Genomic DNA, 15,823 nt, shown 5'->3' on the forward strand with positions numbered 1-15,823 from the left:
GTCTCCTGCTGTTATAACGTTTATGATTTAAAAGGCCATAAGTGAAAAAAACGTCGTATCCGCTGCCAGATTTCCTGAAGACCCAGCGGTTCTAAAATTAAAAACCCTATAATTAACAGACCAAATACGATCGTACGTACGGGCGATAAAATAAGGGTTGCATCTGCCGAGACCGGCAACCACCCTACGATGAGCTTGAGAGCCTCGGGTATCATCGTCACAAAAACAGCCCCCAGAATACTTCCCAGGATAGAACCCATACCTCCCACAATAATGGCGGTTAAAAAGAAGATGGACATACTTAAAGGAAAACTCTCGGGCGTAACGATACGAAAGAAATACGCCCATAAGCCACCTGCCACACCGGCATAGAAAGAAGACAGGCCAAATGACAAAAGCTTATAACGTAACAATGGTATGCCAAGCACCTCTGCTGAAATATCACGATCACGAATTGCGATAAATGCCCTGCCGATGCGTGTGCGAAACAGATTCGCTGCACCCAATAACATCACCACCATAACGGGCACCACCATCCAATAAAACAGGAAAGAGGTGTTCAGGGAAAAACCAAACAGCACCGGTGGCGCTACCGTTAGACCTGCCGTACCCCCCGTGACAGAACTCCAATTGGCAAAAATAAAATGCAATATCATTGATGCGGCAATCGTCGCAATGGCAAGGTAAAGGCCTTTTACCCTTAACGATGGAATGCCAACCACAACCCCGCCCAACATCGTGATGCCACCTGCCATCAATAAATTAAAGATAACGGGTGTACCAAGATGGTTATCCATATAGGCAACCGCATACGCACCAATACCCATAAACGCCGCCTGTCCCAGACTGACCAGGCCTGTGTAGCCAGTAAGGATATTCAGGCCCGTGGCGCTAACGATATTAATCATCACCAAACACGCCAGGTATAGCCAATACTCATTGGCAATGAAGGGAAATACAACCAGGCTGCAAGCCAATACCAACAACCACGCATATTGTGTACGACTGTCAAATAAAGCTTCGTCATGTTTATAACTAAATTTTGCCGTTCCTATACGCATTACAACCTCTCGATTTCACGGGTACCAAACAGGCCATAAGGTCTGATCATCAGTACAATTATTAGTATCAGGAAAGTGACAACAACTTTATACTCACCTCCTAAAAAACCGCTTGCCCACGCCTCTATAAGCCCGATGGCTATACCAGCGACTAATGCCCCAAGCACGCTATCAAGGCCACCCGCAATCACAACCACCAGTACTGACAAACCAAAGATGCCCATAGAAGGTGAGATACCGCCAATAGCGCCGACAATCACGCCGGCCACGGTCGCAATCATGGCCCCAATAACCCAGGAAAGCGAAAAAACGCGAGGCACATTAATACCCATTGAGTAAGCAGCCCCTTGGTCAAAAGCGGTCGCCCGTAACGCCACACCACCACGCCAAAACCTAAACACCAGTAACCCTAAAGAGATCAGGATGAGGGTCACAAAAAAACCATAAAACACTTTGGAAGAAACAAACGCCTCTCCGATAAATATGGCTTCATCGGGCATAATGGGTGGCATACGTCGTTGATCTGCCGTCCAGATCAACTCGACGGCCCCCACAAGTACAGAGGCCAAACCCACGGTAATCATAAAGGTTGAGATAGGTGATTCTCCCACCATGGGCCTAATCGCCAACCGTTCGATAACCCCACCCGCCAGGCCACTGCCAAGGACACCAACGATGATTGCCAGCCAAATTGGCAGACCGAAACCGGTGGCCAGCCCATAAACCAAATAAGCGCCAACCATCAACATTTCGCCAATCGCCAGGTTAACCACACCCGTGCTTTTGAAAATGATGACAAAGGCCAGGGCAGTTAGCGCATAAAGGCCCCCTGTACCAAGCCCGCCCAAACTGATTTCCACAAAAAAGAGCCAATCAAAATCCATTGTTCCACCTACTGTGTGATGGGTTGGCGCAAACGCTGACGCAAATCGGCTACATCGCCCGATCCGAGATAGGCACGTATGACTTCCGGGTTTTGCTGTATTTCTTCAGGTGTGCCATCCGCAATCACCTGACCGAAATTAAGCACCACCACATGGTCGGATAAATCCATAACCATACCCATATCGTGTTCGACCATTAACACGGTAATACCCCACTCTTGGCGCACATCTAAAATAAAACGCGCCATGTCTTCAGTTTCTTCGCGGTTCATACCCGCAACGGGCTCATCCAGCATAAGAATCTTGGGCTGGATGGCCAGTGCCCTTGCCATTTCCACGCGTTTTTGTAAACCGTAGGACAGGGCTGAAACAGGGTGATGCCTTATATGATCAATTTCAAGGAAGTCGATGATGCGCTCCTCAACCTCACGGCGCAGCTCTAATTCTTCACGTCTTGCACGACCTACATAGAGAAAAGAATCTAAAACATTGGTGCGCAAATGCGCATGGCGTCCCAACTTGATATTGTCCAATACGGTCATGCCGCGAAACAGGGCAATATTCTGGAAGCTTCGTGCCAAACCTAAACGTGCACGCTCTGGTGCGGGGGTCGAGGTGATGTTCTTGCCTTCAAAGAATATTTCACCTGCCTGTGGTTTATAAAAACCGGAAATAGTATTGAACAACGAGGTTTTACCGGCACCATTAGGACCAATCACTGTCGTGATGGTATTTGGTACAACGTTAAAACCCACATCAGTTAATGCTTTTACGCCGCCAAAGGCGAGCGTAATATTGCCAAGCGTTAGCAACGGCTCAATAACAGTTTGCTTCACGATGTCTCCTCTCGTAACCGTTATATGTTTTTTTAATACCGACTTATTCTATTTTTTTGTCTGAATTTATTGCTTATCTGATTAAGTTATGTGATTCATTTTAGGACAGTAATTTATATTTTCAAATGACAGAAAAAGACTAAAACTATGCAAAAGCTGCCACCTTCCAGCCACCCTATGTGTTTACCCTAAGTATTTTGTATGTAAAATAAATCCAGTCACCTTGTCGTGTATCCTGTTCTTTATCTACCCCATGTTTATATATCAAGACGCAGAAACTGCATAAATCAAGGTGATAACCCATGGAAGCCCAAACAATTTCTGTCCGTTTTATTAATGTCTTATTAATGGGGGCATCCAGGCATTCAACATATAATGAAAAATGGATTACCAAAACAGGACTATCTCCCGCCCTTTTGGAGCTTGAAGGAACACGTATAACCATGAGCAAATTTGCTCAACTATATCGTGTTTTGGCAATCGAGCTTAACGATGAAACGCCTGGTCTTTTCTCACGCCCACTGCGTAATGGAACGCTTAAATATTTATGTATGATTATGCTGGACGCCCCAGACCTTGGTGTGGCGCTTAACCGGTTCCGTAATTTTTTCCACTTGGTCAATGACGATGTTGAATACAAAGTCAGAACGTGCCCAAACGGTCTCATTAAAATAGAGCTGGAAGAAAAGAATAATTTAGGACCTACGCGCACATGGGCGCTTGAGCTGCTACTGATGCTTGTACAAGGAGTCTCATCCTGGCTTATAAGACGCAAAATACCCTTCGTATCCATCGCCTTTCCCTTTAGCAAACCCGGTCATGCTGCTGAATACGAACAGCTCTATCCTGGTCCGGTAACATTCAATCAAAATGAAACGGCCCTGTATATGGATCCTGTTTATTTGCATGAGCCCATTCGTCAAGATCAATCTGAGCTAAATGAGTTCATCCGTAACGCACCCCTTAACTGGTTTTATTTTTCACCCAATGACAGACCCTATACCCACCAACTACGTCACTACTTGCAAAACCGGTTACATGAAAATGTAACCATCAATGATGTCGCCCTGATTCAGCATATTTCGCCCCGTACGCTTGCAAGGCATCTTGCCTCTGAAGGCACGACCTTTCAGAAAACCAAGGACAAACTACGACGGGATATCGCCATCGATTTATTAAATAAAACCGATACACCCATTGCCACTATTGGTAATAAGCTGGGCTTTGAGGATCCTGCCGCCTTCAATCGCGCTTTTAAAATGTGGACAGGCAGTACACCTGGTGCCTATCGCAAACAGACCATTTTGCAAATTTAGTCTTTGAATATATATCAACTTAATTGAAAACGCCTTCACTGGAAAAAACGTATTTTGCCAGTGCACATCAAGATCAGATCAAACCTTTTCTGGAGATAAAATGGGCACCTTAGACCTTAACAACAATCATCATTCGGATATTAAAGCACTTCATTTTAGTATTAATGCCGGTATTGCCACCATTACGCTAAACAGGGCAGATCATGGGAATGCGCTCAACCTTGACATGGTTACATTATTTGCTGATGCAATAAATGAAATTTTGAATACTGCGTCGGTAAGGGCCATTTTACTGACAGGCGCCGGGAAAAATTTTTGTGTGGGCGGTGATATACGTGCATTTATAGAAGAACAGGCAAATCTGCCTGCCTATGTTGATTCGCTCGTTACACCCTTGAATAATACGATTTTGAAACTAACGGACTCTGGCATTCCTATTGTATCTACCCTGAATGGCGCTGTGGGTGGTGCGGGTATCGGCTTAGCCCTGCTGGCTGATTTTGTACTGGCAGCAGAGTCGATGAAATTGCGTTGTGGCTATACGGCTATTGGATTATCACCCGATGCAGGCAGTTCCTGGTTATTGGCTAATCGTGTGGGTGTATATAAAGCCAAACAATTGTTTATCTCAAATACAACCTTGGATGCTCAAATGTGCTTACGTCTGGGAATCGTTGATGAAATATACCCAGACTCTGAATTAATGACACAAGCGCATGCCTTGCTCAAGATGCTACAGAACGGTCCATCAAAAGCAATATCAAGGGTAAAGCGCTTACTCGATCACACTTTTACCCAAAGAACATTGGAAAATCATTTAGCACAGGAACGTCGCTTCATTATTGAGAGTGCGGGTGAGGAGGATGTACAAGAAGGTATTTTTGCTTTCACACAAAAACGCAAAGCGTCTTTTTCCTAATGATTGACTGTGACATGAGATTTTAAGCCTTATCCACGAGAAGCAATGATGAAGAGCACCATCTGCGCCAGAGATACTGAAAAGCCCTTGAATTTATTTCAAGGGCTTTTTTTATGCTATATTTTTTATGCTATAAATCCCTATCCAACAGCGTTCCTGGACAATGTGGCGCCCAATAACATGATGTAGTCTCAAACAAAGGAAAAACATGAGCAAGAAAAACACGCCCGATCCGGACGAAGTGGCACTCATTGAATGGTGTATTGAAGTGGAAGGCTTTTTGGTAAAGGCGGGAGCAACCCCGCGCGAAGCTCAGGACTACATCGAAGAGAATGCCGAGTGGTTTACAGACCAATTCTACGAAGGATTAACACCAGAAGAAGCGGCCAATGAAGCGCTAAATTAATAGATATACTTTTTACCCTGGTGGGATAACTTGCATCCCAGCCCTGCCCCTGCCCCTGCCTTCAGTAACGAAAATATCTTCCGAGTATTATTCTTCCGGGTATTAATTTATCCATAGGGGAGTAATAACCATAAGTTCAGGGCTTTATGTTAATTTCAATAATTATTAAAAGCTTATATATAATTTCAGAATTCTATTTCCTGGAAAAAAAATGGGCATACTTAATTTGAACTTTTCAGAAGATATTCTCATCCAGTATGCTGTTGGTGCTGTGTTGGCACTTGTCTGCCTGCTGCTTTCCATCGGCCTGCGTTTTTACTCCCATCGTCATCGCCAATTAAAACGCAGCATCATTTTTCACCTGATGCAGGTTGCTGTGCGGTGCGCCTTCGTACTAGTCGTGAAACAATACACACAAATGGCTATTGCGGAATTTCACTGGAAGTATGTTTCCACCAAGGATGTGGAGTTTTTGGCAACCCTGATGATTGTACTGATTATTATGCGGGAACTATTCTTGCTGATCAATCGCCTAGAACACAACCAGATCCAGAAGGGTAAGGATCAGACTTCATCACGCATGATATCGCGTGTCTTGAAGCTGGCGACTTTCGTTGTCATCATGTTGCTATTTGGTGAGCATTTCGGCATGAGCATGTCTGGCCTTATGGCCTTTGGCGGTATCGGTGGCCTTGCCATTGGCCTGGCGGGAAAAGATATCTTAAGCAATTTTTTCTCAGGCATCATGCTGTACTTTGACCGGCCATTCAATATTGGCGACTGGGTATGCTCGCCTGACAGGAGCATCGAAGGCACGGTAGCCGAGATCGGATGGAGACTGACTAAAATTATTACTTTCGATAATCGGCCCCTGTACGTGCCGAATTCGGTTTTTTCCACAATCATTGTAGAAAACCCGGGGCGCATGACCAATCGCCGCATCGAGACAGAAATTGGTCTGCGTTATGAAGATGCCAATAAAGTAGCTGTCATTGTTAACGATATCCGGACTATGCTGCAACAGCACGACGGAATCGACAACAGCCAGACGCTGCTGGTGAATTTCAACCAGTTTGACAGCTCTTCGTTGAATATCATGGTGTATTGCTTCACCAAAACGGTTAAATGGGCTGAGTGGCTGGACATTCAAGAAGACGTTTACTTGAAAATCGTCGATATTGTCCATGGGCACGGCTGCGACTTTGCCTTCCCGTCCCGTACCATTTATATCAAAAAAGAGGCCAGTTGATACGGCCAAAGAGGGGGCTCACCTTTTTAATATCCAACCCAAGCCCCGAAAACACTGAATTAAACCAGCTCGATCAATTAAATCGGCTCAATCAACTCAATCAAATAATCATCCGGATCCAACACAAACGCAATAATGCGTTGCCCATGATTCATTTTTTTGGGTGGCGTCTTGATTCTGACACCGGAGTGAGCCAGTTTGTCCACGGCTTCATGAATATCATTCACCATCAATGCCAGGTGCCCAAAAGCCTGACCCTTTTCATAAGGATCTTTCTGATCCCAGTTATACGTCAACTCAAGACTGGACTCGGTATTCTCATTAAAACTTAAAAAAACATTGGTGAATCTGCCCGATTCATAGTCGGTATGGCGCAGCACTTTCAGGCCAGGAGCAGAGACCAGCTCTCCTTCCATGTTATAGACCCAGGCATGCAAAGGACAGCTGATCCGACGTGCATTGCCAGCGCCTTCCAAGAGCAGCATATTGCGATGACGGCACACGTTTGACAACACGTTGATCTTGCCTTCACGGGTACGGATGGCAAACAGCGCATCATCGCCCACCTCAAAGGTAAAGAAATCACCGGCCTTGGGAATATCACTGGCCCGCCCCACACAGAACCACTGCTTTTTCCATACCGCATTCATTTCAAACTGAAAAAACGCTTCCGAGGTGAAGCAGGCAGGCGGCAAAGCATACACTTCATCCGTCTCATGCTGGAAATAGCTTTGATCAAACTCTTCAATAGCAATGGGTGAACGTACGGCAGTATTCATCTTTGTGTCTCCTTTAAATTCATGTAAACACCATTCAATGGTTTTTTTATTCAATTGACAGTAATCATGCGACAGATATGCAATCTTGAAAATTGAGCAAATTTGATGGATAGATGAATTTTTTTAAAGATGGGTACTTTACCTGAGAGCCAATATGCAGCCTCTGACGCCAAAATGATGCCATTTAATTTCGGGTAGCAGACGACAGAAAAAACAAAAACGCCTGCAAAATGGCAGGCGTAAAGTCATGAAAAAATCTGGTGTGAGGATATCTTCACGTTATCGCGATCGAGGCCACCCAATCAATGAATTCCCGCTCCTGGCGACTTAAATTGGCCTTTGTGGGATAGGCCAGAAAATAGGCGTACTCATCCAGATACACGTCAAACAACTGGACAATTTCTTTTTTCTCCATTAATGGACGCAACAACACAGGACAGCCCAGCATTATTCCCTGACCATTCAACACCGCATTCATGCGTACATTCGTGTCATCAATATGAAACCCCTTAATGGCCGTCATTTCCTTTCCGGTTGCTTTTAAAAACCATTGCTGCCAACCCAAATGGTTTTCTTCATGAATCAGGATATGCCGGTTTAAATCAATCGCCGTCTCGATATTGCCATGTTCCTGTAAATAAGAAGGAGAACACACCGGCGTAAGATTACCGGGAATGATCCGCAAGGTATTTAAATGAGGCCAATCTCCCTGCTTGCCCCACACAATGGCAAAGTTAATGTTGTCACGAAAAAAATCCGGTGCCTGCAAACTGTGTATCAGATTGATTTCAATCTCTGGATGTTTCGACCACAAATCACTTAATTGCCGGGTAAACCACATACTGGAGACAAATGGCCGCAAAGACAGATTAATACGGCTTTTACCATGCGGCATGCGCAATTCGCTTAAAGCCTGGTTAATCTCATAAAACGGTCTCCTGATCCTGAATTCCGACTTCAGAAAATTAATCATTATCTTCGCAATAGAATATACCCGACAATGCCACCTGTCATCACAAGCGCACACATCAGGAAAACCGAAGCAAAAACATCCAGGCCATTAATGTTCAAAATGGAATGCGCATTACCTGACAGGGACTGCATGAATGACACCCCTAAAAAGAAGGCACTGTTGCCCAAGGCCAGGGCCCTGCCCTGCATTTCCTTGGGGTAGATATCACGGATATCAGCCACCTGCCAGACACTGCAGCTGTTGACAATGGCAATCACAACGGTACAGGCCACACTCATCCACAGCGAAGTGCTGAAAGCCAGCACGATAAAGCCAATGACCATGATCCATGGAATAAAGCACAAGAACCGGTAACGATTACCTGTACCCGGATCAAGACGCCCAAAAAGCGAAGGACTGAACAATGACAGAATTGACAGCGCCAGTGCCAGGTTTCCGGCAAATACCAGACTTTGCCCGAAACGCTCTACCAGCAAAGGCCCCAGCCACAAGCCACGCAGGGTAAGAAAAGCGGCATAACAAACAAACAGCAATGAAAAAATACCCCAGGTGTGCCTCATTTTAAACAGCACTTTATAGCCAGAGACAGCCTGCCACGCATTCTGCATTTTTTGTTTAAAGCTCAAAGAAAAATCAATACTGTCGTCAATATCCCTGACCGTAAAATAAATCAACAGCCACGACAGAAAACTGGCCGCTGCCAACACATAAAAACAGGCGCGCCAGCCAAACGCCTCACTAATCATGGCTACAGGGGTAGAGGTAAATATCAACCCGAGACTGCCCAAGCCGAGTGCAATACCATACATGGGTGCAAATTTCTGGGCCGGAAAATTTCTGGAAATAAGCACAATACAAACCAAAAATGCCGGCGCACAGCCCAGACCCAGCAATATCTGGCCCAGCAGCAGCATCCCGGGGGAGGTGGCCATGCCAGACAAGATGGCACCAATAACGGTGAAGGGAGCAAAAGAAAGAATCGTTCTGCGAATACCAAAGCAGTCAACCCAAATACCAATCAGCAATTGCAGGCTGCCAAAAGTAAGGTGAAATGAACCGACTATACTGCTCAGGGTTTCATTATCAAGCTGAAATTCGTTTTTAAGGGGAACTGAAAGCACACCACCAATGGTTCGATATGCCTGACTGAGAATGAAACCGGTTAACAGAAAAGCCAGCATCAATCTTAATTGTTTCAAGGGAAGGGTTTGCATTACTATTGAGTTGTTGGATTAAATTTTGAGATGGCACAACGAGATTTTGTGCATTGCAATAGCTGTCATTGTATGTGTCACCCGTGACATTGACAAGAATACCCGGCAAAACAGGACGGAAACGCTATTAAGCACTATTGATAGGCAAATTCACCAATTTCCAGTCACGTACCGTTTTTTTTAATTCGTTGTAAAAATAAAACAAAAAGAAGCCCTCTCATACAAAAAAGCATCATTCCCCCTATTATTTCTTATTCCCCACATAAATTGCTTGCCTAATCTTTAGATATTAGTCATAATAGCTTTCTTTAAAGATGCGCCCGTAGCTCAGTTGGATTAGAGTACTTGGCTACGAACCAAGGGGTCGTGGGTTCAAATCCTGCCGGGCGCGCCAACAATCTTTAAGTAAATGCGCCCGTAGCTCAGTTGGATTAGAGTACTTGGCTACGAACCAAGGGGTCGTGGGTTCAAATCCTGCCGGGCGCGCCAGTTTTTCTAAAAAGCCACTTCATTTGAAGTGGCTTTTTTTATTGCCTGATTTTTCTTCCAGGGCATTCTCAAGCTGCAGACAATGCAAACACCTGCTTCTCCCGCCATAAATTACAAAGCAATATCAAGCGCACACACAAATAATAGTCGGTTCGCAAACAATGGATTACACTTCTTTTATCTGAAACAACCCAAAAAGAGACATCATGCGAACAGAACGGATTTTATTAAGCCTGGTTTTGGCAAGTGCAGCAGCATTGGTCGGCTGTGACAAAAAAGCTGAATTTACGCCCTACCCCGAGGAAGTCAAGGCCAATATGACCAATGAATGTATCAGGAGCTATGCATCGTCAAGCACAACGCAATACTCCGAAGAGCAAGGCCGTACTATTTGTGAATGCTTCACCAAAGAAACCGAGAAAGCACTGCCCCTGGAAAAAATGAAGCTTTACGAAGAAATGATTGCCAAGAATGATCAAAGTCCGGAACGCAAAAAACTGGATGAGGTTTTTACAAAAATCAGCCAGCAATGTCTGAAAAACTGATTTGAACTCAGGCCGGTTTCAAAAACACCTGTGGCAGGACAGCACCAGGAAATCGCTTGCTTGTCCTGACACAGGACGTCTCATAAGGGCTTCAAAGTCGTCAAATCCAGCAAGGTCATGCCATGCTCCCTGTCCAGCAGGAAAGCACCGGTTTCGATGTAGTAGGTATTGCCCATGATCTGCATGCCTTCAACCACGTTATGCCCAACCACCAAGGCACGCACGCCCTGTATGGGAGTTTCATCCCGTTCTTTAAAGCGCCTTCTGGACCAGCACAGCTTTTCTTCCAGATGCAAGGCATCCTGCTTGCCTTCTTTCAGCAGAAAAATCATGTCATCCCAGGAGTCCAACGGGCACTCGGCATGAACCAGACCAACCTTTCCGGCCAGCGTTTGCACCTGGATTGCCAAAGGCAAAGCATCAAAAACCTGCCGAATCCTGGCCTGTTCTTTTGGGGGTTTATCCATTAACCAGGCACCACCGATTCTTAACATCAAATCCATATAATCCGGATCTGTCGCCGAACGTATCGCGATATCTTCATGATTACCCTTGATGGCATGAAACCAGGGTTGTTCCAGAAAAGACATGACACGGGACGATTCCGGGCCCCGGTTCACCAGGTCACCCACCGAAAACAGGCGATCTTTTTGTGGATTGAAATTAACAGCTGCCAGTTTTTGTTCCAGCAGGCTATACATGCCGTGGATATCACCTACCGCAAAATCACGACCAAGGGTATTTAAAGGAAAAGACTTGAACGAAGGGAATGGCATGAAACTTGACGACCGTATTTATATTAACGAAAAGCCAGGTTTCATTTTAATCCTTTGACTGGCCAGGAACCATGACAACCCGGCCATTAAGCACACGTACCTCATAATTGCCATGTTTTAACCGCAGGTTACGATCAGACCCCATTTGGTGAAGCTGACGCAGCTGCTTTATCCACTCGCCGAGCCGTGCTTCGGTTGGCATGGCGATATTTTGCAGATCAAGCCAATAACGTAGCAAATTAGCTTGTCGATGCTCGGGCAACTCACGCCATTTTCTTAAAGAAAAACTGCGATTATCACTATCGGCATCCAGCATTGCATAATCATATTGCGCCAGATCCTTTAACAACAAGGTGTTTTCCGCCATTAAGCGACTGTGCCGGGCCAGATTTTTACGCCATCCTGGCCAGCGCTCATCAAGCGCGGGCACCAGCATTTCACGCACGGCGGCACGGGTATATTTAGGGTCCAGATTGGTAGGGTCGTGCACGGCCTGCCAGCCGGTTTCCAAGGCAAATTGTTCGGCCGCGTCCAGAATGTTCTGACGACTCACTTCCAGCCAGGGGCGATAAAAATGCAACGCCCCCCTTTGCGTATGTGCACCCATAGCCGCCATCCCCTGCACACCGGCGCCCCGCAACAAACGAAGCAAAACAGTTTCCGTCTGGTCATAAAGATGGTGAGCCAACAAAAAATGACGGATACCGGTTCTGGCCGAAAAGTCCTCATAAGCCCGGTAGCGTGCATTTCTGGCTGCGGCTTCTGTACCCAGGCCTGATGCCGCATCTACCCTGACATATTCAATGCTGCAATCCACCTCTAGCATTTTAGCCAGCGCCCGCGTATGCAAGACCCATTGATCGGCAATCGCCTGCAAACCATGGTGTACGTGCACCCCCTGAACCTTTACCTGATATTGGCGGGCAATATGTGCGGCATAAACCAGCAACATGGCCGAATCGGGCCCGCCACTGACGCCCACCGCCACTACCGGTATGTGCTGGCGTTTGGCCATACGAAAAAAGGCATGCAGAGGGGGCGATAAAAAAGCGTCTTTAAGAAAAGACGCTTTTGACTGACCGGGCTGTTTATTCTTGAATCCGGCCATATGACAACAAACGTTCCAGGCGCTTATTAATGAGTTCCTGGGGATCTACATTGGCAACCTGACGCAATGCCTCGCTTAAGGCACGACGCAGGGTTCGTGACATGGCAGTGACATCACGGTGCGCCCCCCCCACGGGCTCGGGCACAATCCGGTCGATCAGGCCCAGTTCAAGCAAACGGTTGGCCGTGATGGACAGGGCCTCGGCGGCAACAGGAGCCTTATCAGCACTGCGCCATAAAATGGATGCACAACCTTCGGGAGAAATAACACTATAGGTGGAATACTGCAGCATTTGCACCACATCACCCACGGCAATGGCCAAAGCACCGCCTGAACCGCCCTCACCAATAATAGTGGCAATAATAGGCACTTTCAGTTCGGCCATGGCATACAGGTTATGTCCAATGGCCTCTGACTGACCACGTTCTTCGGCATCAATACCGGGATAAGCACCCGGGGTATCCACAAAAGTAAAAACAGGCAAATTGAATTTTTCAGCCAGACGCATCAAACGCAATGCCTTGCGATAGCCCTCAGGACGCGGCATGCCAAAGTTACGCCTTGCCCGCTCTTTGGTGTCACGCCCTTTCTGGTGACCGATCACCATGCAGGCTTCGCCATTAAAACGTGCCAAACCACCCACAATGGCCTGGTCATCCTTGAACATGCGATCACCATGCAGTTCATGAAAATCGGTAAAGATTTCACGGATATAGTCAAACGTATAAGGGCGTTGTGGATGACGTGCCACCATGGCCGTCTGCCAAGGGGTGAGCTTGGCATAAATATTAGTGGTCAGCGCTTCGCTTTTTTGCTGCAAACGTCCAATTTCTTCAGAAATATCTACAGCTGAATCTGAAGAGACATGACGCAGTTGTTCAATTTTCTGCTCAAGCTCGGCAATGGGTTTTTCAAAGTCTAAAAAAGTAAATTTCATGGTTTTTGATTTTAATATGAATCTGGCTGGAAGTGGGCTTATTCGGCAACGGATTCCTGGCTACGCCATAAATACCAGGTTGCCACTGTTCGCCAGGGTTGCCACGTTTGCGCCACCTCTCTGGCTTCATAGCGGGATACCGGCTCTCCACTAAAATAATGTATTGAGATTGCCTTTAACAGCCTTGGGTCATCCAAAGGTAAAACATCCGGCCTATGCAGGTTGAATATTAAAAACATTTCTGCCGTCCAGCGACCTATGCCACGAATGCTGCACAGCTCATCAACAATTTCCTCATCGCTCATTTTAGACCATTTTGCCGGATGCACCTTCTTTTCATTGAAGTGCATGGCTAAATCCAGAATGTACTCCGATTTTCTTTTTGCCAGACCGGCAGCCCGAAGCTGCTCGACATCATATTCCAAAACCTTGGCCGGTGCAGGACGACTGCCGCACAAGGCGGTAAATTTTTTCCAGGTCGCTTCAGCGGTATTAACAGATACCTGTTGGCCCACAATGGCACGCGCCAATGTAACAAAAGGCGTTTTATTGCTGGCCAGCCAGACTCCGTCATGATCGGGAATGATCTTGCGCAAAATGCGATCCCGTTTCATTAAATAGTTAACCGCCTCATCCCAGTAATCAGGTTTGCAGGCCTGCCCGGGTATTGCTTGTGTCATTTTTTGCCCCTATACCCTGCGCCATTGTGTGAGTCCGCCCGGTTTATCTTCCAGTTCCACGCCAGCTTCTTTAAGCGTGTTACGAATCTGGTCGGCCAGGGCAAAGTCCTTGTCTTTTTTGGCCTGCAGGCGTTGTTCAACCATGGCGTTGATCTGGTCTTCACCAAGCACGTCAATATCGGCTGACCCAGGATTTTTACGGGTATAGCGGGTTACCGAACGCAGATAGGTTTCAGGATCATGTGACAACAAACCCAGAACGCCCCCCAATGCCTTGATCTGACCCGCCAGCTCTTTGGACTTCAGGCGATTGGCCTCGGTGGCCATTTCAAACAGCACAGAAACCGCCACTGCCGTATTGAAGTCATCATCCATGGCAGCCTTGAAAGCGGCTGCGTAACTGGAAGACCAGTCTATACCTGCTTCCTGCACGCCCACATTGTTCAGCGTCTGGTAAATGCGATCAATGGCAGCCTGGGCATCGAACAGGTTATCAGGCGTAAAGTTTTGCGGACTGCGGTAATGATTGCGCACAATAAAAAAGCGCAACATTTCGGCTTCACGCAAATTCCACTCGTAATCCGCCGACTCGCTGGCCTCTTCCCGGACACCCACGGTTTGACGAATGGTACGGAAATTGCCCAAAGACTTCGACATTTTGTCGTTATCCACCATTAAAGGACCGCAATGCATCCAGAAATTGGCCAGATTGCCGCCATAAGCACCTTCGGTCTGGGCTATCTCATTTTCATGGTGAGGAAATTTCAGGTCGGGACCACCCCCATGGATATCCAGGGGCAAGCCCAGCAATTCTTTACTCATGGCCGAGCATTCAATATGCCAGCCTGGACGTCCGAACCCATAAGGCGATGCCCATTTGGAGTCATCGGGTTCATCTTCCTTGGCTGATTTCCACAGGACAAAATCAAGCGGATCCTGCTTGCTGGAGGAAACCGCCACCCGCTCACCCGCGCGCATATCGTCCAGTGAACGGCCTGACAATTTGCCATAACCGTCAAATTTACGGACAGCAAAATTGACATCACCATCATCAGACTGATAGGCCAGACCCTTGTCTTGCAAACGCTGGATGATTTCAAGCATGCCTGGCACGTGCAAAGTGGCACGAGGCTCGTGATCGGGCGACTGGACACCCAGGGCCCGCTCATCGGCATGCATGGCATCGGTATAAAAACCGGTCACTTCAGCCAGGGTTTTATTGGTGGCCACCGCTTTGCGAATGATTTTATCGTCAATATCCGTAATGTTACGCACATAGGTAACTTCGTATCCCTTTTCCCGCAACCAGCGCTGCACGACATCAAAGCTGACCAGCATCCGGGCATGCCCCAGATGGCAATAGTCATACACCGTCATCCCGCATACATACATGCGCACCTTATTGGGCTCAACCGTCCTGAACGGCTCTTTCGTACGGGATAAAGAGTTATAGATATGCATAGAAAAAAGAAACAGAAAATCATCCGGCAAACATGACGGATGCAGTTAATCGAAGAATTTAATCAGGTTCAGTGAGAGTTTAATACGTTCTAATCTGAACTGAGGCTAAAATACGCAATAACGGAAGTATAGCAATTCCATCTGCATATCTGCACCTGGTTTAATTTATGGATCAATTATTTTTTGGATG

16 protein-coding genes and 2 tRNA genes are annotated in these 15,823 nt (G+C 46.6%); 7 read left to right on the forward strand and 11 right to left on the reverse strand.

The window, feature by feature from the left end:
- Window positions 1-20 precede the first annotated feature (20 nt).
- From KU392_RS07055 to KU392_RS07065, 3 genes are read right to left on the reverse strand one after another with little or no spacing between them, the layout of a single operon-like run.
- Window positions 21-1,061 (reverse strand): branched-chain amino acid ABC transporter permease, encoded by a 1,041-nt coding sequence (locus tag KU392_RS07055; protein ID WP_217734952.1) that lies wholly within the window; start codon window positions 1,059-1,061, stop codon window positions 21-23.
- Window positions 1,061-1,945, reverse strand: coding sequence for a branched-chain amino acid ABC transporter permease (locus KU392_RS07060; protein ID WP_217734953.1), 885 nt, complete (start codon window positions 1,943-1,945; stop codon window positions 1,061-1,063). Before KU392_RS07060 ends, KU392_RS07055 begins: the two co-directional genes overlap by 1 nt.
- Window positions 1,946-1,953: 8 nt before the next feature.
- Window positions 1,954-2,781, reverse strand: a complete 828-nt coding sequence (locus KU392_RS07065) for an ABC transporter ATP-binding protein (RefSeq protein ID WP_217734954.1) — start codon at window positions 2,779-2,781, stop codon at window positions 1,954-1,956.
- 347 nt (window positions 2,782-3,128) lie between these two features.
- Here KU392_RS07065 and KU392_RS07070 point away from each other — a divergent pair, with 347 nt between their 5' ends.
- The 4 genes from KU392_RS07070 (at window position 3,129) to KU392_RS07085 (ending at window position 6,671) form a co-directional block, all read left to right on the forward strand.
- Window positions 3,129-4,097 (forward strand): AraC family transcriptional regulator, encoded by a 969-nt coding sequence (locus KU392_RS07070; RefSeq protein ID WP_281421607.1) that lies wholly within the window; start codon window positions 3,129-3,131, stop codon window positions 4,095-4,097.
- Between the two features lie 100 nt (window positions 4,098-4,197).
- On the forward strand, window positions 4,198-5,016 hold the full coding sequence (locus tag KU392_RS07075) for an enoyl-CoA hydratase/isomerase family protein (RefSeq protein ID WP_217734956.1): 819 nt from the start codon (window positions 4,198-4,200) through the stop codon (window positions 5,014-5,016).
- 208 nt (window positions 5,017-5,224) lie between these two features.
- Window positions 5,225-5,422 (forward strand): hypothetical protein, encoded by a 198-nt coding sequence (locus KU392_RS07080; RefSeq protein ID WP_169295181.1) that lies wholly within the window; start codon window positions 5,225-5,227, stop codon window positions 5,420-5,422.
- 211 nt (window positions 5,423-5,633) lie between these two features.
- Complete coding sequence (locus tag KU392_RS07085; RefSeq protein ID WP_281421605.1) at window positions 5,634-6,671, forward strand: mechanosensitive ion channel family protein; 1,038 nt, start codon at window positions 5,634-5,636, stop codon at window positions 6,669-6,671.
- 77 nt (window positions 6,672-6,748) lie between these two features.
- On the opposite strand, the gene KU392_RS14305 is transcribed toward KU392_RS07085, so the two are convergent.
- The 3 genes from KU392_RS14305 to KU392_RS07100 all read right to left on the reverse strand — a co-directional run bounded on the left by KU392_RS14305 (window position 6,749) and on the right by KU392_RS07100 (window position 9,637).
- The gene (locus KU392_RS14305) at window positions 6,749-7,450 is read right to left on the reverse strand and encodes a Rieske 2Fe-2S domain-containing protein (protein ID WP_169295183.1); all 702 of its coding nucleotides are present in this window, start codon (window positions 7,448-7,450) and stop codon (window positions 6,749-6,751) included.
- A gap of 274 nt (window positions 7,451-7,724) precedes the next feature.
- Complete coding sequence (locus tag KU392_RS07095) at window positions 7,725-8,423, reverse strand: LysR substrate-binding domain-containing protein (RefSeq protein ID WP_246587362.1); 699 nt, start codon at window positions 8,421-8,423, stop codon at window positions 7,725-7,727.
- Window positions 8,423-9,637: an MFS transporter gene (locus KU392_RS07100; RefSeq protein ID WP_217734957.1), complete on the reverse strand. Its 1,215-nt coding sequence runs from the start codon at window positions 9,635-9,637 to the stop codon at window positions 8,423-8,425. Before KU392_RS07100 ends, KU392_RS07095 begins: the two co-directional genes overlap by 1 nt.
- A gap of 316 nt (window positions 9,638-9,953) precedes the next feature.
- Here KU392_RS07100 and KU392_RS07105 point away from each other — a divergent pair.
- The 3 genes from KU392_RS07105 (at window position 9,954) to KU392_RS07115 (ending at window position 10,671) form a co-directional block, all read left to right on the forward strand.
- Window positions 9,954-10,031: transfer RNA gene (locus KU392_RS07105), tRNA-Arg, on the forward strand.
- A 17-nt stretch (window positions 10,032-10,048) separates the two neighbouring features.
- A tRNA-Arg gene (locus tag KU392_RS07110) sits at window positions 10,049-10,126 on the forward strand.
- Window positions 10,127-10,332: 206 nt separating this feature from the next.
- Window positions 10,333-10,671: a hypothetical protein gene (locus KU392_RS07115; protein WP_217734958.1), complete on the forward strand. Its 339-nt coding sequence runs from the start codon at window positions 10,333-10,335 to the stop codon at window positions 10,669-10,671.
- A gap of 80 nt (window positions 10,672-10,751) precedes the next feature.
- Here the strand turns inward: KU392_RS07115 and KU392_RS07120 are convergent, their stop codons facing one another.
- Genes KU392_RS07120 through cysS form a run of 5 tightly spaced genes read right to left on the reverse strand, consistent with a single transcriptional unit; the run spans window position 10,752 to window position 15,633 of the window.
- Window positions 10,752-11,447 carry a metallophosphoesterase gene (locus KU392_RS07120; RefSeq protein ID WP_217734959.1) on the reverse strand — a complete coding sequence of 232 codons (696 nt, stop codon included), beginning with the start codon at window positions 11,445-11,447 and terminating at the stop codon, window positions 10,752-10,754.
- A 46-nt stretch (window positions 11,448-11,493) separates the two neighbouring features.
- Window positions 11,494-12,555, reverse strand: a complete 1,062-nt coding sequence (gene tilS / locus KU392_RS07125; protein ID WP_246587363.1) for a tRNA lysidine(34) synthetase TilS — start codon at window positions 12,553-12,555, stop codon at window positions 11,494-11,496.
- Entirely contained in the window at window positions 12,536-13,492 is a 957-nt protein-coding gene (locus KU392_RS07130) for an acetyl-CoA carboxylase carboxyltransferase subunit alpha (RefSeq protein ID WP_169295187.1), read from the reverse strand. The genes tilS and KU392_RS07130 overlap by 20 nt, the downstream gene beginning before the upstream one ends.
- A gap of 38 nt (window positions 13,493-13,530) precedes the next feature.
- A complete protein-coding gene (locus KU392_RS07135; protein WP_217734960.1) occupies window positions 13,531-14,172 on the reverse strand; it encodes a DNA-3-methyladenine glycosylase family protein in 642 nt (213 codons plus the stop codon).
- A 9-nt stretch (window positions 14,173-14,181) separates the two neighbouring features.
- Entirely contained in the window at window positions 14,182-15,633 is a 1,452-nt protein-coding gene (gene cysS, locus KU392_RS07140; protein WP_169295189.1) for a cysteine--tRNA ligase, read from the reverse strand.
- Window positions 15,634-15,823: the final 190 nt, after the last annotated feature.

The organism is Advenella alkanexedens (assembly GCF_019132845.1).
GTDB lineage: Bacteria > Pseudomonadota > Gammaproteobacteria > Burkholderiales > Burkholderiaceae_B > Advenella > Advenella alkanexedens.

Coding starts and splice junctions, on each gene's coding strand:
- KU392_RS07055 (WP_217734952.1), bottom strand. CDS start 1,061: ATGCGTATAGGAACGGCAAAATTTAGTTATAAACATGACGAAGCTTTA.
- KU392_RS07060 (WP_217734953.1), bottom strand. CDS start 1,945: ATGGATTTTGATTGGCTCTTTTTTGTGGAAATCAGTTTGGGCGGGCTT.
- KU392_RS07070 (WP_281421607.1), top strand. CDS start 3,129: ATGGGGGCATCCAGGCATTCAACATATAATGAAAAATGGATTACCAAA.
- KU392_RS07075 (WP_217734956.1), top strand. CDS start 4,198: ATGGGCACCTTAGACCTTAACAACAATCATCATTCGGATATTAAAGCA.
- KU392_RS07080 (WP_169295181.1), top strand. CDS start 5,225: ATGAGCAAGAAAAACACGCCCGATCCGGACGAAGTGGCACTCATTGAA.
- KU392_RS07085 (WP_281421605.1), top strand. CDS start 5,634: ATGGGCATACTTAATTTGAACTTTTCAGAAGATATTCTCATCCAGTAT.
- KU392_RS14305 (WP_169295183.1), bottom strand. CDS start 7,450: ATGAATACTGCCGTACGTTCACCCATTGCTATTGAAGAGTTTGATCAA.
- KU392_RS07095 (WP_246587362.1), bottom strand. CDS start 8,423: ATGATTAATTTTCTGAAGTCGGAATTCAGGATCAGGAGACCGTTTTAT.
- KU392_RS07100 (WP_217734957.1), bottom strand. CDS start 9,637: ATGCAAACCCTTCCCTTGAAACAATTAAGATTGATGCTGGCTTTTCTG.
- KU392_RS07115 (WP_217734958.1), top strand. CDS start 10,333: ATGCGAACAGAACGGATTTTATTAAGCCTGGTTTTGGCAAGTGCAGCA.
- KU392_RS07120 (WP_217734959.1), bottom strand. CDS start 11,447: ATGCCATTCCCTTCGTTCAAGTCTTTTCCTTTAAATACCCTTGGTCGT.
- tilS (WP_246587363.1), bottom strand. CDS start 12,555: ATGGCCGGATTCAAGAATAAACAGCCCGGTCAGTCAAAAGCGTCTTTT.
- KU392_RS07130 (WP_169295187.1), bottom strand. CDS start 13,492: ATGAAATTTACTTTTTTAGACTTTGAAAAACCCATTGCCGAGCTTGAG.
- KU392_RS07135 (WP_217734960.1), bottom strand. CDS start 14,172: ATGACACAAGCAATACCCGGGCAGGCCTGCAAACCTGATTACTGGGAT.
- cysS (WP_169295189.1), bottom strand. CDS start 15,633: ATGCATATCTATAACTCTTTATCCCGTACGAAAGAGCCGTTCAGGACG.